This is a genomic window from Acinetobacter seifertii, assembly GCF_000368065.1.
GTDB lineage: Bacteria > Pseudomonadota > Gammaproteobacteria > Pseudomonadales > Moraxellaceae > Acinetobacter > Acinetobacter seifertii.
Genome location: NZ_KB851200.1, coordinates 2,097,636 through 2,115,948, shown reverse-complemented (window position 1 = coordinate 2,115,948; position 18,313 = coordinate 2,097,636). Strand labels below are relative to the sequence as shown.

General features: G+C 40.6%; 16 protein-coding genes. 12 read left to right on the top strand and 4 right to left on the bottom strand.

Features of this window, described 5'->3' with window-relative positions:
* Positions 1-3: 3 nt before the first annotated feature.
* From F985_RS17435 to F985_RS17395, 9 genes are all read left to right on the top strand, one after another.
* On the top strand, positions 4-1,215 hold the full coding sequence (locus F985_RS17435; RefSeq protein WP_004703163.1) for an NAD(P)/FAD-dependent oxidoreductase: 1,212 nt from the start codon (positions 4-6) through the stop codon (positions 1,213-1,215).
* A gap of 42 nt (positions 1,216-1,257) precedes the next feature.
* Positions 1,258-2,481, top strand: a complete 1,224-nt coding sequence (locus F985_RS17430; RefSeq protein WP_004703161.1) for an MFS transporter — start codon at positions 1,258-1,260, stop codon at positions 2,479-2,481.
* Between the two features lie 23 nt (positions 2,482-2,504).
* A complete protein-coding gene (locus F985_RS17425) occupies positions 2,505-3,026 on the top strand; it encodes a cupin domain-containing protein (RefSeq protein WP_004703159.1) in 522 nt (173 codons plus the stop codon).
* Between the two features lie 35 nt (positions 3,027-3,061).
* Complete coding sequence (locus F985_RS17420; protein WP_004703158.1) at positions 3,062-3,886, top strand: alpha/beta fold hydrolase; 825 nt, start codon at positions 3,062-3,064, stop codon at positions 3,884-3,886.
* Positions 3,887-3,901: 15 nt separating this feature from the next.
* Complete coding sequence (locus F985_RS17415) at positions 3,902-4,696, top strand: SDR family oxidoreductase (RefSeq protein ID WP_004703156.1); 795 nt, start codon at positions 3,902-3,904, stop codon at positions 4,694-4,696.
* Between the two features lie 15 nt (positions 4,697-4,711).
* Positions 4,712-5,503, top strand: a complete 792-nt coding sequence (locus F985_RS17410) for an aspartate dehydrogenase (protein WP_000735783.1) — start codon at positions 4,712-4,714, stop codon at positions 5,501-5,503.
* A 13-nt stretch (positions 5,504-5,516) separates the two neighbouring features.
* Positions 5,517-6,983, top strand: coding sequence for an aldehyde dehydrogenase (locus F985_RS17405; protein WP_004703154.1), 1,467 nt, complete (start codon positions 5,517-5,519; stop codon positions 6,981-6,983).
* A gap of 38 nt (positions 6,984-7,021) precedes the next feature.
* Positions 7,022-8,662 carry a thiamine pyrophosphate-binding protein gene (locus F985_RS17400; RefSeq protein ID WP_004703153.1) on the top strand — a complete coding sequence of 547 codons (1,641 nt, stop codon included), beginning with the start codon at positions 7,022-7,024 and terminating at the stop codon, positions 8,660-8,662.
* Positions 8,663-8,817: 155 nt separating this feature from the next.
* Positions 8,818-10,014: a hypothetical protein gene (locus F985_RS17395; protein ID WP_004703151.1), complete on the top strand. Its 1,197-nt coding sequence runs from the start codon at positions 8,818-8,820 to the stop codon at positions 10,012-10,014.
* 61 nt (positions 10,015-10,075) lie between these two features.
* Here F985_RS17395 and F985_RS17390 read toward each other — a convergent pair whose 3' ends face one another.
* Positions 10,076-11,374, bottom strand: coding sequence for an MFS transporter (locus F985_RS17390; RefSeq protein ID WP_004703148.1), 1,299 nt, complete (start codon positions 11,372-11,374; stop codon positions 10,076-10,078).
* Between the two features lie 237 nt (positions 11,375-11,611).
* Here F985_RS17390 and def point away from each other — a divergent pair, with 237 nt between their 5' ends.
* Both def and F985_RS17380 read left to right on the top strand, forming a co-directional pair.
* Positions 11,612-12,094 carry a peptide deformylase gene (def, locus tag F985_RS17385; protein WP_004703146.1) on the top strand — a complete coding sequence of 161 codons (483 nt, stop codon included), beginning with the start codon at positions 11,612-11,614 and terminating at the stop codon, positions 12,092-12,094.
* 177 nt (positions 12,095-12,271) lie between these two features.
* Complete coding sequence (locus F985_RS17380; protein WP_004703144.1) at positions 12,272-13,594, top strand: glutaminase; 1,323 nt, start codon at positions 12,272-12,274, stop codon at positions 13,592-13,594.
* On the opposite strand, the gene F985_RS17375 is transcribed toward F985_RS17380, so the two are convergent.
* The gene (locus F985_RS17375) at positions 13,561-14,349 is read right to left on the bottom strand and encodes an AraC family transcriptional regulator (RefSeq protein ID WP_004703142.1); all 789 of its coding nucleotides are present in this window, start codon (positions 14,347-14,349) and stop codon (positions 13,561-13,563) included. The genes F985_RS17380 and F985_RS17375 overlap by 34 nt on opposite strands.
* Before the next feature lie 105 nt (positions 14,350-14,454).
* On the opposite strand from F985_RS17375, the gene F985_RS17370 reads away from it, so the two are divergent.
* Positions 14,455-15,675: an MFS transporter gene (locus tag F985_RS17370; protein WP_004703140.1), complete on the top strand. Its 1,221-nt coding sequence runs from the start codon at positions 14,455-14,457 to the stop codon at positions 15,673-15,675.
* Between the two features lie 67 nt (positions 15,676-15,742).
* On the opposite strand, the gene F985_RS17365 is transcribed toward F985_RS17370, so the two are convergent.
* On the bottom strand, positions 15,743-16,888 hold the full coding sequence (locus F985_RS17365) for an aldose epimerase family protein (RefSeq protein ID WP_004703138.1): 1,146 nt from the start codon (positions 16,886-16,888) through the stop codon (positions 15,743-15,745).
* A gap of 339 nt (positions 16,889-17,227) precedes the next feature.
* Positions 17,228-18,271: a hypothetical protein gene (locus tag F985_RS17360; RefSeq protein WP_004703136.1), complete on the bottom strand. Its 1,044-nt coding sequence runs from the start codon at positions 18,269-18,271 to the stop codon at positions 17,228-17,230.
* Positions 18,272-18,313: the final 42 nt, after the last annotated feature.

The window sequence follows — 18,313 nt, the reverse complement described above, 5'->3', positions numbered from 1 at the left end:
GCTATGGAAAAGATCGTAATTGTAGGTGCCGGACAGGCAGCGGGTTGGGCAGTAAGTACCTTACGCCAAAATGGTTATGTGGGCGAAATTCACGTGGTTTCAAATGAAGACCAGGTGTTTTACGAGCGTCCACCACTGTCTAAGCAAGTACTTTCAAAAGAAGCTACTTATGAAAGTTTGAATCTGTTCTCACCTGAACAGGTTCAAGAGTTCAACGTTCAATGGCATAAACCAGAAATTGCGACAAAAGTTGATCGTGAGCAAAAACAGGTTCATTTAGAAAGTGGCCAAGTTTTGCCGTATGACAAATTGTTGATTGCAACCGGAAGCCGTGCACGTGTACCGGTCAATACATGGCAGTTCATTCCAAATGTTGTGACTTTACGCAATGTGCAAGACTGTGAACGTTTGGCTGAAATTTTAAAGAATGCAAAAAATGTCGCTGTAATTGGCGGTGGCTGGATTGGTTTAGAAATTGCTGCAACTGCACGTAAGCAAGGTAAAGATGTTCATATTTTTGAATATGGTGACCGTTTATGTGCAAGAAGTGTGAGTCCGGAAGTTTCTACATTTTTAAAAAATATGCATGAGACCCAAGGCACAAAAATTCACTTAGACAGTAAGAGCCTTCATTTGGTTGAAGCACCTAATCAAAAAGTTGAAGTGGTGAATCATCCTCAAAATAGTCAGTTATTTGACTGTGTTGTAGTAGGTGCTGGTGCTGAAATTGCCAAAGAGTTAGGTGTGCACGCTGGTCTCGATGTGAAAGATGGCATTGTGGTGAATTGTTTTGGGCAAACCTCAGATCAAAACATTTATGCCGCAGGTGATGTCGCGATTCATCCAGGCTTGGGTTATTGCATTCAGTCTTGGGCAAATGCACAAAATCAGGCGATTGCCGCTGCGAAATCGATGCTCGGAATTGAAACTGAATATAGCGATATTCCATGGCTTTGGTCTGATCAATATCACTTCAATATTCAAATTTTAGGGACTTATCAGCCTGAACAAACAAAAGAGTTGGTGATTCGCCAAGGCGGTGATGATCAGGTGAGCTATTTATATCTGGATCATGAAAATCGTTTGCTGAACATGATTGCCATTAATGATTCGAAACTGGTCAAACTGGCAAAACGTTGGATGCAAGCCAACACCATTTTAGATCCAAAACTGTTAGCAGATTCTGAATTTAATGTCATGAAGTTAAAACCGTAAACATTAAATCTGGTTCTCATTACCAAATCGAAGGAATGACACATGAGTAATGAAGAAAAAAGTGGATTAAAGCATTGGGTACCTGCTTTTGTCCTTATGGTGTGTGTGGTACTGGCGTTTTTCGACAAGATTAGTATTGCGGTTTTATTTTCAGATCCTCATTTTCAAAGTGCAATGGGAATTGCTGAAGATAAGGCCAAGCTTGGATGGCTTATGACAAGTTTCTTGCTTGCTTATGGCTTTTCATCGGTCTTTCTAAGCTTCTTGGGTGACATCTTTAACCCAAAGAAAATGCTGTTCTGGAGTGTGACCTCTTGGGGTTTACTCATGTTTTGCATGGGCTTCACCACCAGTTATTCAGGCATGTTGATTTTACGTGTACTGCTCGGTTTAGCAGAAGGCCCGCTATTTGCCTTGGCGTATACCATTGTTAAGCAGACTTATACAGACCATCAACAGGCACGTGCTTCTACCATGTTCTTACTTGGAACGCCGATTGGTGCATTCCTTGGGTTCCCGATCACTGCAAATGTTTTAGCGCACCATGACTGGCACACCACATTTTTTGTTATGGCTGGTTTAACACTCATTGCCATTTTCAGCATTGTCTTTGGTTTACGTAACTTGCAGCTCAAGAAAACTGTCGAAATTGATGGTGAGAGTAAACGTACCAATTTCAAAGGTCACATTGCCAATACTAAATTGCTCTTAAGCAACAGTGCATTCTGGTTGGTGTGTCTATTTAACATTGCATTGATGACGTATTTGTGGGGCTTAAACAGTTGGGTTCCTTCTTATCTTATGCAAGACAAAGGATTCAATCTCAAAGAGTTTGGGATGTATTCAAGCTTTCCATTCATTGCCATGTTAATTGGCGAAATCATCGGTGCGTTTTTATCTGACAAGTTAGGCCGCCGAGCAATTCAAGTCTTTAGCGGTTTATTACTCGCGGGCATCTTCATGTATGTGATGGTCATTATGACTCAACCATTATTGATTATTGCTGCCATGTCTTTAAGTGCGATGGCGTGGGGTTTTGGAGTAGCAGCAGTATTCGCTTTGCTTGCCCGAGTAACCACCTCAAATGTAGGGGCGACTGCGGGTGGAATATTTAACGGTTTAGGTAATTTTGCAAGTGCAATTGCGCCTGTTCTTATCGGTTACATCGTGATGCAAACACATAGTTTTAATTTAGGAATTAGCTTCTTGGCTGCTGTCGCTGTCATTGGGTCTTTGTTCTTGGTTCCTCTTTTAAAACGTTATTAATTCACTGTATAGGAGTTTTAAAAATGACTACACAACAATTCGAATCGTGGGCACAACCAGAGGGTGCTTCTTTAGAAGATTGGTTAAATACGCGTATTGCTCGCTTTGAGACACGTAAATACGACTTTGATGCTTTGAAGTTCCAAGCAGATTACGACCCTAAGTATCGCCGTGCACAAATGCGTTACATGGGTACGGGTGCAACAGGTGTTGCAAATGACGGTAACACTGTTCCAGCAGAAAACTTCACATTTTCCACACTGGTTTTGCCTGCACAGTGTGAAGGTCCTTTGCACATTCACCACGATGTTGAAGAAGTGTTCTTTATGCTTCGTGGCGAAATTGATTTATTCATTGAGCACAACGGCGAAAAATTTGAGACCCGTTTAAAAGAGCGTGACCTGATTTCAATTCCACCGGGAATCTACCGTGGTTTGTTTAACCCAGGTCAAGAAGATGCCTTGATGTGTGTGATGTTGGGAACAGGTAAACCAACCATTCCGAACTATCCACCAGCGCATCCATTGTCTCAAATCAAACGTTAATTGTTTGATGAAGTGAATGAAGGAAAGAATTGAAAATGATGACACTCATTGAAAAGTTAGCAGAATTTCCAGTGAAAACCGTGACTGTTCAAGGTCAGCAACAAGCTTATCGGGAAGCCGGTCAGGGCGAGTACCTTGTGCTGTTGCATGGCATTAGTTCAGGTTCTGCTTCATGGGTGAACCAACTTGAAGTGCTGTCTCATCATTTTCATGTCATTGCCTGGGATGCACCGGGCTATGGCAAATCAGATGAACTTTTAACGGATCAACCGAATGCTACCGATTACGCAAAGCGTTTGGCAGCGTTATTCAATACTTTAAAAATTGAAAAAGCAATTGTGGTAGGACACTCATTAGGTGCCTTACAGGCGAGTGCATTTGCTGCACTTTACCCAGAGCGAGTGAAGCACTTAGTTGTTGCTAACTTGGCTCAAGGCTACCAACGCCACGATGAACAAACACAAATTCAGGTTTTTGAAAAAAGACCAAAAATGTTGAAAGAACTAGGCGCTAAAGGAATGGCCGAAAGCCGTGGACCTCATTTGATTTATAAACAAGAGCCACAAGCCTTAGCCTTAGTTTCAGAGGTGATGCAGCAGTTGACCCAACAGGGTTTCACACATGCATCGTACTTACTGGCATATGACGAAATACGTAATTACTTAACCGATTTAAAAGTCCCATGCACAGTCATTGCAGGGCAGCAAGATCAAATCACTCCTGCGTTAGGTATACAAGAGCTTGCTCAGGAATTGCAGTTGGAACAGCCCTTCGTCATAGAAGATGCAGGACATTTAAGTTATGTCGACCAACCGCAAGCATTTAACCAAATTATGTTGACGATTCAGGAACAATCGTAAGAGAGATTAAGGATTATGAGCTTCCAAGTTGAAGGAAAAGTTGCAGTTGTTACCGGTGGCTCATCTGGGATTGGGCTGGCTGCTGTTGAAATACTGGTTGCAGAGGGTGCAAAAGTTGCTTGGTGTGGTCGCGATGAAGAGCGTTTAAATGCTTCAAAGCACTATATTTTAGAAAAATTTCCACATGCCAATATTTTTACCAAAGCATGTAATGTTTTGAAAAAAGAAGAAGTTCAGCAATTTGCTAAAGACGTCAAACTCAATTTGGGCAATGTAGACATGCTCATTAACAATGCTGGACAAGGCCGTGTTTCAAATTTTGAAAATACGCAAGATGAAGACTGGATGAAAGAAATCGAGCTGAAATATTTCAGTGTTTTACATCCGGTACGGGCTTTTCTTGACGACTTAAAACAGTCGGCAAATGCCTCAATTACCAATGTGAACTCATTACTGGCATTGCAACCAGAACCACACATGATTGCGACGTCATCTGCACGCGCTGCACTGTTGAACTTAACCCATTCTTTGGCACATGAGTTTACTCAATATGGCGTTCGCGTGAACTCGATTTTACTCGGAATGGTCGAATCTGCGCAGTGGAAACGCCGTTATGAAACCCGTTCAGATTTAAATCTGTCATGGGAAGAATGGACAGGCAATATCGCAAAAAATCGTGGTATCCCAATGCAGCGTTTAGGCCGTCCAGAAGAGCCTGCACGTGCTTTAGTTTTCTTGGCATCACCATTGGCATCTTATACCACAGGTTCGGCAATAGATGTCTCAGGTGGTTTTAACAAACATTTATAAATATCAGGTGCTGTCATGAAAAAGTTGATGATGATTGGTTTTGGCGCAATGGCAGCAGAAGTGTATGCCCATTTGCCCCAAGATCTGCAACTCAAATGGATTGTCGTGCCATCTCGCAGTATTGAAAAAGTGCAGTCACAAGTTTCTTCAGAGATTCAGGTGATTTCAGATATTGAGCAATGTGATGGTACGCCAGACTATGTCATTGAAGTGGCAGGTCAAGCAGCAGTGAAAGAGCATGCTCAAAAAGTTTTAGCGAAAGGCTGGACCATTGGTCTGATTTCGGTGGGTACTTTGGCTGATAGCGAATTTTTGGTTCAGCTTAAGCAAACTGCCGAAAAAAATGATGCACATCTGCATTTACTTGCAGGGGCTATCGCAGGCATTGACGGTATTTCTGCGGCTAAAGAAGGTGGTTTGCAAAAAGTCACTTACAAAGGCTGTAAAAGCCCAAAAAGCTGGAAGGGCAGTTATGCAGAGCAATTGGTCGATCTAGACCATGTTTCAGAACCTACGGTCTTTTTTACAGGAACTGCCCGCGAAGCTGCGACTAAATTTCCTGCCAATGCCAACGTTGCAGCAACGATTGCACTGGCAGGACTTGGTATGGACGAAACCATGGTTGAGTTAACTGTTGATCCAACCATCAACAAAAACAAACACACCATTGTGGCAGAAGGTGGCTTTGGGCAAATGACCATTGAACTGGTGGGCGTGCCGTTGCCAAGTAACCCGAAAACATCAACTTTGGCTGCGCTTAGCGTGATTCGTGCTTGTCGCAACAGTGTAGAAGCAATACAGATTTAAGAAGGATTTGATCATGGCAAAGGAAATTTATATTGCAGGTGAATGGCGTTTAGGCCGTGGTGCAGTCATTCAAAGCCTGTTTCCGGCAGATCAGTCGGTAAATGCTGAGCTTTCAACGGCAACGCTTGATGATGTAAATGAAGCAATTGAAAAAGCGGATCAGGCTTGGCGTGAGCCGAGCTGGAGAAACAGCTTACCGCATGAGCGCGCACGTATTCTCTACAAAGTTGCAGACATTATTGAGGCACGTGTAGATGAGTTAGCGAAATTACAAACCCGCGATAATGGGAAGCCTTTAACCGAAACTCGCGGTTTGGTGATGAGCGCTGCGGCGACTGCACGTTATGTTGCGGCGGCATGTGAAACGTTGAACGATGAGCTCACTACTCAACGTGCTCCAGACTTTATGACCATGAGTGTGCATGAACCTGTGGGCGTTGTGGCAGCTATTACCCCTTGGAACTCTCCAATTGCGAGTGAAGTTCAAAAGCTTGCTCCAGCTTTGGCAGCGGGAAATGCAGTGGTGTTAAAACCAGCAGAAGCAACTTCACTGATTGCTTTAGAGCTTGCCAAAATTTTTGAAGAAGCAGGCTTACCAAAAGGTTTACTTAGTGTGTTGGTTGGGCGTGGTTCAGTGATTGGTGATGCAATTGCTCAGCACCCGTTGGTTCGTAAAATCTCTTTTACAGGTGGAACAACCACGGGTCGTCATTTGGCACATATTGCCGCAGACAAACTGATTACTACTTCGCTTGAGTTAGGTGGCAAGTCACCCACCATCGTTTTGCCGGATGCAGATGTTGAACTGGCTGCTAAAGGTGTTGCGTACGGTATTTTTAGCTCAGCAGGCCAAGCGTGTATTGCAGGTTCTCGCTTGTTTATTCATAGCAGTCTTTACGATCAGTTTTTAACGCGTTTGGTTGAAATTACCAAAGGCTTACGTGTGGGCCATCCAGACCAGGCGGGTGTGCATTTAGGGCCACTAGTGAATGACAAACATTTGCAGTCAGTTGACCGCTATGTACAGCTTGCCAAAAGTGAAGGAGGTCAAGTTCTGATTGGTGGTGAAGCACTTACGACTGGTGACTATGCCAAAGGAAGTTATTACTTACCAACGATTATTACTGGCTTAAATAACAGTGCTCAAACTTGTCAGGAAGAAATTTTTGGCCCTGTTTTAGTCGTTATGAAATATGACAACGAGCAAGATTTAATTGCCCAAGCCAATGACAGTTGTTTTGGTCTTGCCGCAGGCATCTGGACTGAAAGCTATCGCAAAGCTTGGCGTATTGCACGTGCATTAGAAGTAGGAACGGTATGGATTAATACCTACAAAAAATTCTCGATTAGTGCGCCGTTTGGTGGCTTTAAAGACAGTGGAATCGGGCGCGAAAAAGGCCGTTTGGGCATTTTATCGTACATGCAACAAAAGAGTATTTATATGGGGCTGAATGAACAGCCTAACCCTTGGTGCGATTAATAAATTCAAGGACTGAAAACAAATTTTGAGGAACAGACATGACTGAACGTGTAAATGTAGGCGAAGCAATCGCAAGAGTTTTAGAAGCGCACCAAGTTGATAGTATTTATGGTGTTATTTCCATCCACAATTTACCTATTGCCGATGCAGTAGGGCGCCGTGAAAAAATGCGCTTTGTTGCAGCACGTGGTGAAGCGGGTGCAGTCACCATGGCAGATGCACACTCACGCTTTAAAGGTTTAGGGGTAGCCTTAACCAGTACAGGTGCTGGTGCAGGTAATGCGGTAGGTTCACTGATTGAAGCAATGAATGCTGGTAGCCCTGTATTACATTTAACAGGTCAAGTTGAGCGTGAATATCTCGACCGCGATGCAAGCTTCATCCATGAAACCAAAGACCAACTTACGTTTTTACGTGCATCAAGCAAAGCGGCATTCCGCATTACAAGTCCAGACAATGCAGTTGGTGTGATTCGTGAAGCCATCCGTGTCGCAACTACGGTTCCAATGGGACCAGTAAGTGTTGAGCTACCAATTGATGTACAAGCAGCAGAAATTGACTTGCCACTTAATCTTGGGCCAGTAAAAGCACTTGAGTTGCCACAGGCAGAGCAAGCTGAAATTGATCTTCTTGTCAGTGAAATCAAAAAAGCAAAACGCCCGATTTTCTGGATTGGCGGTGGAACTTTAAATAGCGTTGCTGAAGTTAAAGCAATTGCAGATTTAGGTATTCCGGTTGTGTCGTCTACGCACGGCCGCGGTGTTTTGGCAGATGATCACCCACGTAGTTTAGGTGCTTTCCATAACTCGGCAGGTGTTGAGCAGTTATTAAAAGATGCTGACTTGATGGTTGTTGTGGGTTCTCGTTTACGTAGTAATGAAACTAAAACCTATTCGGTTGAGTTCCCTGAAAATATTATTCAGGTAGATGCCAACCCAGTGGCTCAGCAACGTAATTACAAAATCCGCAACTTCATTTGTGGCGATGCCAAAGATGTCTTAACACGTGTGTTGGAACAGCTTAACGGAACCTCAAAAGTTGATGCCGATTACGATGCTGCTGTAGTGGCAGCAAAACAGGCTGCAATTGATGCACTGCGCAAACAAATCGACCAATACGCTTTAATCTGTGATCACTTGCGTGCAGCATTACCGCAAGACGGTATTTTTGTACGTGACATCACCATGTCGGGAAGCACATGGGGTAGTCGTTTATTCTCTGTACAAGCACCAAACCAAAACATCCACTCACTTGCAGGCGCAATTGGTTTAGGCCTTGCAACTGCAATCGGTGCTTCGGTTGCTAACCCTGACAAAAAAGTAATTGGTTTAGTCGGTGATGGCGGCTTAATGCTTGGTATTGGTGAAATTGCAACTATGGTGCAAGAAAACACCAACATGGTCTTAATGATTATGAATGACGGTGGTTATGGCGTAATGCGCGGCATTCAAAATAACTACTTTGGTGGTCGTCAGTATTTCAATGAATTGCATACGCCTGACTACAAACTTCTTGGCGAATCAATGGGTGTGAAGAGCTGGAAAGTGGGTAGTGCAGATGAGTTTAAAACGGTTATTCAAGAGGCTGTTGCTTTTGAAGGGCCAACCGTGATTGAGCTCGATATGAACTCGATTGGACCATTAAACTTCGCGGGTCCACCGCAAAAGAAACTGTATTAACCAGTTTGGATGGCTTAGTACATATGCGATGGGAGCTGCTAAGCCATCCTTTTTTTAGATAAAATTTTTTGTCTAAAAAACAATAAAAACTAAGTTTTACAGGTAAAACAAATAAAGTTCCAGCAGGACGCTGGAACTCAATCAAGGATGTAGAGATGAAAAAGACTTCATTGATCATGGCATTCATTGCACCGCTTACGCTGGGGGTAAGCGTCAATGCATTTGCAAAAGATTCATTGCTTGAATGGAAAAGTGATGACGGCTCCGACTCATTAAAGTTAGGTGGGGTGGTTCGGTTAAATCAACGCTATGAAGATTGGGAAGGGCCAAACCGTGGTTTTGGTAAGCTCCATTTTGATATTTTCAGGGTTGATCTAAAAGGTAAATTTGATGATGCCTACATCAATGCCAGTTATATGTTTCAAGACCAACAGAAAACGTCCATTGAAAAAGCATATGTCGGCTATAACTTAGATGCCAATAACAGCATTGAAGCAGGTCTTGTCTATAAACCTTTCACGATTTATCCATACCCACAAAATGGCTGGACCTATCACATTCCATTCTTTTTAGGCTATGGCAACAATATTGCACCGGGGATTAACTGGAATTATCACGACAAAGATTGGGATTTAAAACTCGGGTATTACCCGCAAATGTTAGAGACGAATTTGCGTTATTCACCTGAAAGTGCAACTTATGATGACTTGGCAGGAAATGCATTTCCATCTCAAAAAGCCTATCAAAATGAAAAGCGCAATCAGGTGAATACCCGTATTGTTCGCAAGTTAGAGACTGATTTCGGTAAGCAAGAGTTCGGTGTATCGGGTGCAATTGCTCAGTTGCATAATGATATTACCGATAAAGACGGCAAATATTATGCAGTCGGTTTGCACACCGAAAACAACTACAAACGCTTTAATTTACAAAGCTCGGTCATTCACTATCAGTACGATGCTAAAAATCCAGATGGTGTAAATAGTGATATGACTTTGATGGGAGCAAACGGCCTTACACCTGCTTATTTCATTGCTTCGGAAGGTACGATTGCCAGTTTAAACCTTGCCTATACGTTGCCTGTCACCAATATGGGTAAGCTAAAATCCATTAAGTTTTATAATGACTATAGTTACCTTGATAAAAAACGTGATGATTGGTCCGACTCGCAAATGAACACTACAGGTATGATGTTTATTGCTTCACCCTTTATGGTTTGGGCAGATTATACGTGGGGTAAAAACTCCAACATTATTGGTGGTTCTACAAACTCAACGGGTTATACCTCTGCAAGCTCGCCAAACAGCGATAAATGGTTATATCGTATTAACTTTAATATTGGCTTTACTTTCTAAAGTAAGCAGCAATAAAAAACCACGCAATCGGCGTGGTTTTTTATTTAATAAGTTAAAGCGTTTAATATCTGTTTTTTTCAAACTTATTCCAAAATACAAAAGCAGTCACAAAGGCCAAAATGGTCAGCGCGAAAATATAATACATCGCACCAATATCACTATATTGACTGAGCCAATGAACGAGAGGCAGTGTCATACCACCAACAATTGCATACGATAAATTATAAGAAAATGAAATGCCCGAGAAACGCACAGGCGCGGGGAACATTTTGACCATACTGCTCGACACTATGCCGACAGTACCAGAGCATAGACCCAACAGCATATATAAACCAAAAATGGTTGAATGTGCGGCATGTCCTAAACTGTTATAAAAAACTGCTGCTGTAAGTGCAACGGCAAGCGCGCCGACCATCATGACTTTGCCACAGCCAAAACGGTCAGCAAAATAGCCTGCCAAAATACAACCGACCATTTGCATGACAATGGCCGCACTTTGCATTTCAAAAGTCTGCGCGCGCTCAAAGCCAAATGAACCAATCAATAAATTGGGCATGGCTAAAATCACCACCACTACACAGCCGGTTAAAAACCACGTAAATAACATGCCAATCGCAACGGCTGTTTTATGCGTTTTTAAGACTTGTTTTACAGGCATTTCTTTTGAAATTTCTTTACGTGCCTGCATAGCTTTAAACACAGGCGTTTCTTTTAAATAAGTCCGTAAATAAAGTGCGACTAGACCAAAAATACCACCTGCAATGAAAGGAATACGCCAAGCCCAGTCATGGATTTGTCCTTCACTAAAATTCAGTGAAATCCATAGAGACATCAGCGCGCCTAGTAAAATTCCTAGAGACAGTCCAGCAGTCAATAAACCATTTGCCAGACCAACTTTTCTTTCGGGTACATGTTCAGACACAAAGGTCCATGCGGCTGGAATTTCACCCCCAATCGCAATACCTTGCACCACACGCATAAGTAATAAAAGTAGGGGGGCCAAATATCCAATATTTTCAAAGGTCGGCAATATCCCGATAAACAGAGTAGGTAGCGCCATTAGCAAAATAGAAAGCGAAAACAATTTTTTACGCCCGACCAGATCACCAAAATGGGCCATGACAACTCCGCCTAATGGCCTAAAAAAGTAACCTGCTGCGAAAATGCCATAAGTGTTAAGCATGGCCCAAAATGGGCTGAGTGTGCTTGGGAAAAAGAGGTCGGAAATGATTTTGGCGTAAAACACATAAATCACGAAATCGTAAAACTCTAAAGCACCGCCCAATGAAGAAAGGGCAAGGGTTCGTTTATCTTCTTTATTAAGATAGTTCGCATCCTGCAAAGTTAAGTCCTGATCCATTTTTTTACTTAATTGTTGTAATTGAAGTTTGGATATTAATGGAAAAGTGAAGTAAAAGTAAATGGAGGAAATTTGTTCTATATGGAGGTTTAGATTTTGCAATCACTCAAATAAAAAAGCTTTAAAACAAAAAACGCATTAGATGAAACAAAAACAGATGTAGGAATGACTTTTCTTTTGAGCTGTTCAGCGACACAATAAAACTTGTCATATTGAGTTTAATGAGAGATTCAAAGGATGAGTGTAGTTTTACCAGTCGCAAAGCGTGGTGAAGATATCTTAAAACTGATTGCGGCTCCTGTCTCGGCAAATGAGTTGAACAGTGATTGGCTTTATCAGCTTGCTGCTGCTATGCAAGCAACAATGCTTGAGCGTAATGGCGTAGGGATTGCCGCACCACAAGTTTATATTTCTAAACGCGTCATTATTGTGGCTTCCAGACCAAACCCACGTTATCCCGATGCACCTGAAATGGATGCTGTAGTGATGGTGAATCCTGAAATTTTAGAGTTCTCAAATGAAACGCTTTTGGGTGAAGAAGGTTGCTTAAGTGTGCCAGATGAGCGTGGACAAGTTGAACGTGCAGAAATGGTTAAGGTTAAATATTTAACACTTCAGGGTGAAGCCGTTGAAACAGTTTTCCATGGTTTTCCGGCTCGAATTGTTCAACATGAAGTGGATCATTTAAATGGAGTTCTATTTGTAGAAAGAATAATCTAATCTTCTATTTAAAGTTTTTAAAAACGTATAATGAGCTTGAAATAAATAAGCCATCGGAATTACAATACTTATATCGTGATTTTTATTTCACTAAAAAATTATAATTTTAATATTATCAGCAGGTTGTGCTGAAAAAATGATCGAAAGTGTAAATCTCCTCATTTAAGGTTACTGACCATGAAAACCCCTCTCCCAGATTATTTGGCAAATGTGATAGAAGCCTGTGAGGTAGATAATAGCGGACATCTAGCTGACTATATTCCAGAGTTAGCAAATGCAAATCCAGATCGATTAGCTTTAGCCATGTCTACGGTAGATGGCGAAATTTATTCGATTGGAGATGATGATGTTGAATTCACCATTCAATCGATTTCTAAACCGTTCGTATATGCCTATGTTTTACAACAGCTTGGCATTGATGCAGTACTTGCGAAAGTAGGGGTAGAGCCTTCGGGGGAAGCCTTCAATGAAATTTCATTGGGTAAAGACGGACGTCCGAAAAACCCGATGATTAACTCTGGCGCAATTACTGTACATTCCTTGATTCAGGTCAAGCATGGTTTACATAGTGCAGAAATTCTACGCCGTTTTATGAGCGAACTTGCAGGGCGTGAATTAAGTTTTGATGAGTCTGTTTATGATTCGGAAGTCAAAACTGCCTACCGTAATCTTTCGATCGGTTATATGTTGCGAACTGTCGGAATTTTAGAAACTGACCCTGTCGATATTGTGAATGGTTACATTCGTCAATGTGCGATCATGGTTACAGTTAAAGACTTGGTACGTATGGGCAGTGTACTTGCCAATGGTGGGGTTGACCCTAAAACTGGAAAGCGTTTGTTAAACCGATCTGTCGTTAGACAAGTGCTCAGTGTCATGATGAGCTGTGGTATGTATGATGCCGCGGGTGACTGGTTGTCGACTGTAGGTATTCCTGCTAAGAGTGGTGTAGCAGGCGGTATTTTAGGTGTGCTGCCGGGTCAGGTCAGTATTGCTGCTTTTTCTCCTCGTTTAGATGAGCATGGTCATAGTATTCGAGGCATCGATATTTTAGAACGGTTATCCCGTGACATGGGATTACACCTCATGGAAGGTACACCTTCTGCACAAACGATTGTACAAAGCCATTACCGTACAGGAAAAGATGCTTCATTAAGTGTATATGTGCTTCGCGGTGTATTGAAATTTACCGAAGCTGAAATGTTGTTGCGCATTTTACAAGACGAGACAACTGACCAAAGCACAATCGTCATTGATTTAACCCAGATTTCACTTATCCACGATGTGGGTAAACGTATGTTCTTAGAAGGTGTAGATCGTCTGATTGATGATGGCCATACGCTTGTTTTAGTGGATCCTGAACAACGATTAGATCATGCGAGAACTGGTAAAGATCGTGAGCTTCATGTCTACCATGATTTTGACGATTTGCTTGAAAAGCATGACCTACCTGCAAAAAAAAAGACTTATAGCGACATCGCAGAACTTCTAAACTGCTGAGGTGTTTTTCCTAGATGTCGCTTAAACATCGCACTGAACGCACTGGGGGTGTTATACCCCAGTGATTCAGAAATTCGAGCAATAGATTCACCATTCGCGATTTTACTTAAGGCAAGTGCAATATGCATTTGCTGGACCCATGCCCGATAAGACAGTCCAGTTTCTTTTTGGAACATGCGCATTAGGGTTCTAGAACTCGCACCAATCTCATCAGCCCAATCTGTTAAGTCTTTTGAATGGTCAGGAGTATGTAATAACTCTTGGCAAATTTTTAATAGTCGTTTGTCTTTCGGCCAAGGAATCTGAATAGGCAACAAATTGGCCCGATGAATTTCTTCAAAAATCAAAATTTGTAAAGAACGGGAAAGTTCTTGAGACGTCGCCGTATTGGGCGTGTCTTCTCGTTCAATTTCATTTAAACGAATCAAAAGCTCATGCAACAGGTTGCTTACCCGAATAATAAAGCAATGTTGCCCCATTAGAGCGGCTGCATTTACTTCAACCAACGCCGTATTTAACTTCACGTGACTTAGTGAAATCACACTGTGCTCAACATGAGCAGGAATCCATAAGGCACACATGGGTGGCACAATCCAGACATTATTCGGTGTAAATACCTGAATGTTTCCTGTGGATGCATACAAAAACTGCGCACGTGTATGCGTGTGGGTAGGGGTGATTTCTCGGTAAGAATGCTCAGAAGATAGCCCAATCACAAGTTCAGATAAATCAGACTGAATAAGAGAATCGGACATAAACTATCCTAAAAATTGTCACTTATACAATGATTATTGGAAGATAACTTTATAAGCGACAATTTACAATAAGCATCTTACTTAGAATATTGGAGTTTTTCAGGTATGACGTCTTCAATACAATTGAAAGATGGTATTGCCAATACCGTTGCAAATGATCAGCCTCAAGGAATGATTATTAAAATTGTAGGCGCCGTGGCGGTCGCACATTTACTGAATGATTTGATTCAAGCAGTGCTACCCGCTATTTATCCAATGCTAAAAGCAAACTTTTCGCTGAGTTTTGCTCAAGTTGGCCTGATTTCGTTTGTATATCAAATTACAGGTTCACTGCTTCAGCCTTGGATTGGACTTTATACCGATAAACATCCAAAACCGTATCTTCTACCACTCGGAATGATGGTCACATTCTGCGGCATTATCTTGTTGGCATTTTCACCAAGTTTTGCAGTGTTGTTGTGTGCATCTGCACTGATTGGGGTAGGGTCGGCAACTTTTCACCCTGAAGCTTCACGGGTGGCACGAATGGCATCGGGTGGGCGCTTTGGTACGGCGCAGTCGACTTTTCAGGTAGGTGGAAATACAGGTACTGCCATTGGCCCATTATTAGCAGCGTTATTGATTGTTCCATTTGGGCAGCATGCAGTTGCGGGCTTAGTGATATTTGCACTTTTAGCGATTTGGGTTTTATTTGGCGTAAGCCGCTGGACGGTGAGTCATGCTAAAAATCAGGTGGCTGCGCGTGCAAATCAAGCACAAAGTAAATTGCATGGCCGTAAGCTGATCATTGCTTTGAGCACAATTAGTTTATTGATGTTTGCTAAATTTACCTACATTGCCAGCATTAGTAACTACTTTACTTTTTATCTTATTCAAAAGTTCCATATCAGCATCCAGACCGCTCAATTGCATTTATTTGCCTTTTTAGCAGCTGTTGCTTTAGGTACATTTGCTGGTGGCCCAATTGGTGACAAAATTGGCCGTAAAGCGGTTATTTGGGTTTCATTTGTGGGTATGGCGCCGTTTGCATTAATGATGCCGTATGCAAACTTATTTTGGATAACAGTTTTCTCAATTATTGCAGGTTTGGTGTTGTCGTCTGCTTTTGCTGCCATGGTAGTTTACGCACAAGAAGCTGTTCCGGGCCGTGTGGGTATGATTGCAGGTTTAATGTTTGGTCTTATGTTTGGGGTAAGTGGTATTGCCGCAGCTGGGTTAGGACATTTAGCTGATATTAACGGCATTGAATGGGTATTTGGTTTATGTTCATTCTTGCCATTACTTGGATTTGCAACTGCATTTTTACCAAACACAAAAGTTAAATAAATGAAAAGACTCTCAGTCATATTCGGCTGAGAGTCTTTTTAGATAACTATAGTTCCAATCAAAAAGACTATTTCTGAATACCAAATTTAAATACGGTGACACTGTTATAAGTTTGATTTGGATTCAAACGTGTAGAAGGGAAGGATGGTTGATTCGGGCTATCTGGAAAATGTTGTGTTTCTAATGCTAACGCATCTGCTTGTCGATAGAGTACGCCATTTGAACCAGCAACATTTCCTAGTAAATGATTGGCTGTATACATTTGAATGCTTGGTTCAGTAGTTAAGACTTGCAGTGTCCGTTTAGATTTCGGATCAAAAACATGAGCTGCAAGATTTAACTTTCCTTGAGACTTTTGATTAAGTACCCAAGTTTGGTCATAGCCATATCCATAGGCCAATTGCTGATGATTCGCTCGAATATCTTTCACAATCGCTTTAGGCGTCCGAAAATCAAAAGGTGTACCTGCAACCGAAGCTATTTCACCTGTGGGTAAAGAATTTTGATCGGTTACCAATACACGGTCTGCATTAAGTTGTACAACATGATCGAGCACACCATAAGGGTTGTTGCCAGCACCTGACAAGTTGAAATAACTGTGGTTGGTGAGATTGACGACTGTCGGTTGATCAGTTTTAGCCTTATATTCAATCTTGAATTCATTTTGATCTGAAAGACTGTAGATTACTTCCACATCTAATTTTCCGGGAAAACCTTGATCCCCATTTGGACTGATTAACTTCAGAGAAGCTTTAACGGTTTCGCCTTTGGAAACGAGGGGCTTAACTTGCCAAACACGTTTATCAAAACCCGGATTACCGCTATGTAATGAATTCGGTCCATTATTTTTTTCAAGGTTATACGTTTTTCCATCTAAGCTAAATTTAGCATTACCAATACGGTTCGCATAACGACCAATTAATCCGCCAAAATGAATGCCTTCCTTGGTATCAGTGATTTCATAGCCTTTTAGATCATCGAAGCCTAAAACAATATTATTTTGTTTGCCTTGTGCATCGGGAGTCAAAATCTGGGTAATTACCCCACCATAACTAATAAAGGATACAGAGACGCCTTTGTTATTGCTCATGGTATATAGATCAACTTTTTGACCGTCTTGAGTCGTACCATATGGCTTTACATTTAATGTGGCTGCATTTGTAAGTTGTGCAATGCTATAAATCGTAACACCTAAAATTGCTAATTTTTTCATGCTTATACTCTATTTTGTAATAGTAAGACTGGATGAATATAAGATTGATTTTTCATCTTTTTAAAGAGGTTTTTATTATAGATAGTGTTAATGATGCTTAGTGCCATTAACTCTAAATATTAAACAAACTTGTACAATTTAAGGTTATAAAGAAATTAATCCTATGAGTAAAACTCAATGGTAAGGTGTTTTATGGTACAAATTGATAACTTCTTCACTATGAATTTTACTTGAATTTTTAACCCTATTTTATCGAATACAAAATTTAAATAAAAGTTATCTTATTTTTCTAAAACACCATTCCTTAACTAAAAGTCGGGATGGTGTTTATGTGTTTTATTATTTTAGTAATCTTTTTAATTCATTAATCATACTTTCATATAGATAATTAGGTAAACTAAAATTTCTATTAATATCAAATTTATTCATATGAGGAGGGGTGAAGTTTTCTGGTATTTTTGACATATCATAAGCTATTATTGGATAAATTTGATCACTATAAATATGGATTTGTTGAATTGAGAATAACTTTGCCAATTCAGCAAGTGAGTGTTCTTGTGTCGCGATATAGAAAATATTTAGTTCATTATTATTGAATTTAAAAAAAAGTTCAGGAAATCTGAGTAGATATAAGTCCCAGGCTGTTGATTTTATCACCTCTAAAGCTTTTTTAAATGATGTGTTATCTTGTATATTTAGTAATTGATCTTTAGTGTCGTGAAAGTAATGTATAGCAAATTGCATTTCTCTTGCAGGATTTATTTTTAAAACACTCTTAAAGAAACCTATAAAACTATTTATTTGATCTTTATGAGATCCATTTTTCATCTCAAATTTTTTAATTAGTAATATTTTAATTAATGCTATTTCTATTAAGGTTAGTTGATTATTAATCATACTTTTAGAGTATTTTGAAAGAAAATCTGTTACGATTTTAGCCGCGACTTCCTTTAGGTTTTTACATTGAAAAGTATTTAAATAGTGCTGGACAGCTTGCGGATTACTTTGGATTTTATTTGTTTCTAGAAAAATATTAGAATCCATAGAGTGAAGTATTAATAAACATTCTGTAGATTGTTTAGCATATTTAAGAAATAATTCTGAATTTTTACTTTTACATAAACTTTCCAAATAATAAAACAACAATGAATAATCACAATTCACCTTTGTCATAAACTTTATAAGTTCATAAACTCCATCTCTACATTCTCCTTTATTAACAAAATTTACTATTTCATCAGAGATGTTTGAATCTAATAATACACTAGGAAAAATTGGGAAGCTTATTTGTCCTTTTTTAAGAAATTCTTCATTAATTATTGATGGCTGTTTTCCAGAATATTGATCAATAAGATAACATTTCTTGTCTGTGCCAAAATCCATGGATGATGTAATAATTTGTGAGCTATAAGGAGATTGAGATGG